This window comes from Vibrio sp. YT-16 (assembly GCF_033337405.1).
Classification (GTDB): domain Bacteria; phylum Pseudomonadota; class Gammaproteobacteria; order Enterobacterales; family Vibrionaceae; genus Vibrio; species Vibrio alginolyticus.
Window position 1 is genome coordinate 1 of record NZ_JAWOQQ010000039.1, and the last position, 4,939, is coordinate 4,939.

3 protein-coding genes are annotated in these 4,939 nt (G+C 47.0%); 2 read left to right on the forward strand and 1 reads right to left on the reverse strand.

From position 1 onward, the window contains the following. Window positions 1–205: 205 nt before the first annotated feature. Both R7F07_RS24360 and R7F07_RS24365 read left to right on the forward strand, forming a co-directional pair. Window positions 206–1,432 carry an efflux RND transporter periplasmic adaptor subunit gene (locus R7F07_RS24360; protein WP_203347287.1) on the forward strand — a complete coding sequence of 409 codons (1,227 nt, stop codon included), beginning with the start codon at window positions 206–208 and terminating at the stop codon, window positions 1,430–1,432. 13 nt (window positions 1,433–1,445) lie between these two features. Beyond that, entirely contained in the window at window positions 1,446–4,628 is a 3,183-nt protein-coding gene (locus R7F07_RS24365; protein ID WP_203347286.1) for an efflux RND transporter permease subunit, read from the forward strand. Window positions 4,629–4,725: 97 nt separating this feature from the next. Here R7F07_RS24365 and R7F07_RS24370 read toward each other — a convergent pair whose 3' ends face one another. Continuing rightward, the gene (locus R7F07_RS24370; RefSeq protein WP_257898055.1) at window positions 4,726–4,860 is read right to left on the reverse strand and encodes a hypothetical protein; all 135 of its coding nucleotides are present in this window, start codon (window positions 4,858–4,860) and stop codon (window positions 4,726–4,728) included. Window positions 4,861–4,939: the final 79 nt, after the last annotated feature.

A 4,939-nucleotide genomic window follows, 5' to 3' on the forward strand; every position in this document is an offset into this window, starting at 1 on the left:
ACCACCTCCGCAGCCATTTATTGGTGTGGTCTACAGAGGATTATGTCTTTTTAGAGGGGAAAATCCCTAGAACCCCTAAATGGTAATGCGGCAGGCATACGTTGTCCATATGTTGTAACTATTCATTCTATAAATTTTACTTGATCAATATCAAAAGTCAGGATTATTATGCCGATCGGTACAAAACTAACATAAGGATAGCGAGATGGTAGGCAAACACCTTAGAACGCCTCTTCTACTAATCTCATTTGCAGCGCCATTGGTGTTGTCTGGATGTCAAGATTCACGCGCCGAAGCACCTGCATCAGCACCGCCACCACCAACGGTTGAAGTGGCACAAGTGCTTGTAGAACAGGTTACCGAGCTTGATCAATACACTGGTCGATTAGAATCACCTCAAACCGTCACCGTAATGCCTCGTGTATCGGGTTACGTAGACCGTGTTCACTTCCGTGAAGGCCATCTCGTAGAAGCTGGAGACGTGCTTTTTTCAATCGACAATCGTTTGTTTGTTGCTGAAGTTAACCGTTTGAAAGCGGAACTTAGCAGTGCTCAAACAAGCTTGAACCAAGCAATCAAAGATTATGAACGTGCACAAAGACTAAGCAAAACTAAAGCAATTTCTCAAGAGACCGTTGATGCGCGTTTTGCAGATCAGCAGCGTAGCGTTGCAAGTGTTTCAGCTCTTAAAGCTGCTTTGGCAAAAGCGGAACTAGACCTTGAATTCACTCTAGTTCGCGCGCCGATTGCAGGCAAAGTTTCTTTCGCAGAGGTGACCAAAGGTAACTATGTAACTACGGGTCAAACCGTTCTTACGTCACTGGTATCTACTTCGAAAATGTACGCTTATTTCGACATTGATGAGCGTAGTTTCCTTAAATATCAAGAGATTAATAACCTCATCTCAGCGGATGGTGAAATTGAAAATGTCGTCCAAATGTCGTTGGCTAACGATACCGATTTCCCTCATATCGGTTACATCGACTTTGTAGACAATGCGATTGACGAAGCAACGGGAACCATTCAAGTTCGCGCCGTTTTTGATAATGCGGATAAGAAATTTTTACCGGGTATGTTCGCCAAAATGCGTATCGCTGGCTCGGATAGCTACCAAGGTGTGTTGATTGATAACAAGGCGATTGGTACCGATCTGAATAACAAGTATGTCTTGGTTTTAGGCGATGACAATATTGTCCAATACCGAGCAATCTCTCTTGGTGAAGGCCTTAACGGTCTGCGCATTGTATTGGATGGCCTAAAAGGCGACGAAAAGATTGTCGTCAATGGCTTACAACGCGTTCGTGCCAACATGCCTGTTACGCCCGATGAAGTTGCAATGGCTGATGAAAACACCCTTGCCAATATTCGCCAGCAACAAGCATTACGAGACCAGCAGCGCAGTGAGCTACTGACTCTGCAAGTGAAGCAATAAAGGAACCATTGCAATGTTTTCCCAGTTCTTTATTCGTCGGCCGATCTTTGCATCCGTGCTGTCGATACTCATATTCATCGGTGGTGCATTGTCAGTATGGCAACTGCCTATCACTGAATACCCCGAGGTTGTACCTCCGACTGTCGTTGTAACAGCGACTTACCCGGGTGCGAACCCGAAAGTGATTGCGGATACCGTCGCGTCTCCCCTCGAAGAAGAGATTAACGGCGTAGAAGACATGCTGTATATGTCTTCTCAAGCGACTTCTGATGGCGTGATGACGTTAACCGTCACCTTTGCCATTGGTGCCGACGTAGACAAAGCGCAAACCCTAGTTCAAAGCCGTGTTGATCGTGCCCTACCTCGTTTGCCTGAAACCGTTCAGCGACTTGGTGTTGTGACGGAAAAGTCATCACCAGACTTAACCATGGTCGTTCACTTGGTGTCGCCTGATGAGCGTTATGACCTACTTTATCTTGCGAACTATGCAGCGCTTAACGTTAAAGATGAACTTGCCCGAATCGAAGGTGTGGGTGCCGTTCGCCTGTTTGGTGGTGGCGAATACAGCATGCGTATTTGGCTTGATCCAAACAAGGTCGCAAGCCTGGACCTCAACCCTAGTGAAGTCATTTCTGCGATTCGCGAACAGAACCAACAAGCTGCAGCAGGTAGCCTTGGTGCTCAACCAAGTGGCTCGTCAGACTTCCAGTTGCTTATTAATGTCAAAGGACGTTTAAGCGAAGTTGAAGAGTTCGAGAACATCATCATCAAGGTTGGTGAAGATGGTCAGATCAACCATTTGAAAGATGTCGCTCGTATTGAATTAGGTGCCGAAACCTACTCACTTCGTTCACTACTTGATAACCAAGACGCAGTTGCCATTCCAATCTTCCAAGCTTCTGGCTCAAACGCGATTCAGATCTCTGATGACGTAAGAGCGAAAATGGAAGAGCTGTCAGCTAGCTTCCCTCAAGGTGTGAGCTACGAGATTGTTTACGACCCAACGGTATTCGTTCGTGGTTCTATTGAAGCGGTAGTGCAGACACTGCTTGAAGCGGTATTACTTGTTGTACTAGTTATTGTTCTGTTCCTGCAAACTTGGCGCGCATCGATCATCCCATTAGTTGCGGTTCCGGTTTCATTAGTTGGTACGTTCGCCTTCATGTACTTAATGGGCTTCTCTTTAAATGCTCTGTCACTGTTTGGCTTAGTACTCGCTATCGGTATCGTTGTTGATGATGCGATCGTGGTGGTCGAAAACGTCGAGCGAAACATCGAAGAAGGTCTTGCTCCTATTGCGGCGACAGAAAAAGCGATGCGAGAGGTTACAGGCCCAATTGTTGCGACGACGTTGGTGCTCGCTGCGGTATTCATCCCGACTGCGTTTATGTCTGGCTTAACGGGTCAGTTCTATAAACAGTTTGCGTTGACCATTACTATTTCAACGTTCATTTCAGCTATTAACTCGCTGACTTTGAGCCCGGCTCTTTCTGCCCTGTTGTTACGTGGTCACGACCAACCGAAAGATTGGCTCACGCGTGCAATGGATGGCTTGTTCGGACGCTTCGTATTTACCCCATTCAATAAGCTATTTAACAAAGGTTCTATCGCTTACGGTTACGCGGTGAAGAAGAGCATTCGACTTGGCGCACTGATTGGTGTGATGTATGTTGGCCTGCTTGGCTTAACGGCTTACCAATTCGATCAGACTCCTACGGGTTATGTGCCGGGTCAAGATAAGCAGTACTTGGTTGCATTCGCGCAACTGCCAGACGCGGCTTCACTTGAGCGTACCGATGCAGTGATTCGTGAGATGTCCGAGATTGCTTTGGCACAACCAGGCGTTGAACACTCCGTTGCATTCCCAGGTCTGAGCATTAACGGGTTCACCAATAGTCCAAACAGCGGTATCGTGTTCACTCCGTTGGCTGATTTCGACGAGCGTCAAGATCCGAGTCTTAGCGCAAATGCGATTGCAGGTCAGCTGAACCAAAAATTTGCTTCTATCCCTGATGCATTCATCGCGATCTTTCCACCACCACCGGTTCAGGGTCTGGGTACGATTGGCGGTTTCCGTTTGCAGATCCAAGATCGAGCGAACCACGGCTACGAAGCGCTATACGGTGTCACTCAACAAGTGATCATGAAAGCATGGGCGCACCCGGCACTAACTGGTGTGTTCTCAAGCTATCAAGTTAATGTTCCACAGTTAGACCTGGATGTTGACCGTACGAAAGCGCTCAAGCAAGACCTATCATTAGACGATGTTTTCTCTACCCTGCAATCCTACATGGGGAGCACGTACGTCAATGATATCAACCGCTTTGGTCGCACATACCAAGTGAACGTTCAGGCCGACGAAGAGTTCCGCCAAACACCAGAGCAGATTCGCCAACTAGAGGTTCGAAATGCGAACGGTGAAATGATTCCTTTAGGCGCGTTTGTTGATGTGAATTACAGTGCTGGTCCTGACCGTGTGATGCATTACAACGCTTATACCACAGCAGAGATCAATGGTAGCCCTATGCCAGGTTTCAGCTCAGGTGAAGCGCAAGCAGCGATTGAGCAGATCCTTGCAGAGACACTACCGATTGGCATGACTTACGAATGGACCGAGCTGACCTACCAACAGAAGTTGGCCGGTGATACAGCTATGTTGATCTACCCACTGGTTATCTTGTTGGTGTTCCTTGTACTTGCTGCGCAATACGAAAGTGTACGTCTTCCGATGGCAATCATCTTAATCATTCCTATGACGCTTCTATCGGCGATCAGCGGTGTGATTCTATGGGGTAGCGACAACAATATTTTCACTCAAATTGGTCTAATCGTACTGGTTGGTTTGGCAACTAAAAACGCCATCCTAATCGTAGAATTCGCCAAAGAGTTGCAAGATAAAGGTCGCACTGTGATGGAGGCTGTTCTTGAAGCATCACGCTTACGTCTTCGCCCAATCTTGATGACGTCGATTGCCTTCATCATGGGTGTGGTTCCAATGGTGTTCTCTACTGGTGCCGGTGCTGAAATGAGACAAGCAATGGGTATCGCTGTGTTCTCTGGCATGATTGGTGTAACCATATTCGGTCTGCTACTCACGCCACTGTTCTACTACGTATTGGCTAAACGTACTCCTAAAGAGCAGAGTGACAACACAGAGCAAGTTGCACTAGAGCCGATTAACGAATCCACTGTCTAATCCTTTATTTTGAGTGATTAGAAAGGCAGCCCGTGCTATTTGGGGCTGCCTTTTTTTCGTTAAGGACTCAACGGCAATTCCAGCCGTTATTTTTTGTTCAGTCTAGAAACTGTTGAATATCGTCGACGTCCATTAACTCTGACGATAAATACCGCTCTGCATAGTTGCGATAAACACCGCTCGTTAAAAGCAGGTGGAAAATCTCTTTATCAATATGTTCATTCTCCGCCATTTTGGGGTTCTAGGGATTTTCCCCTCTAAAAAGACATAATCCTCTGTAGACCACACCAATAAATGGCTGCGGAGGTGGG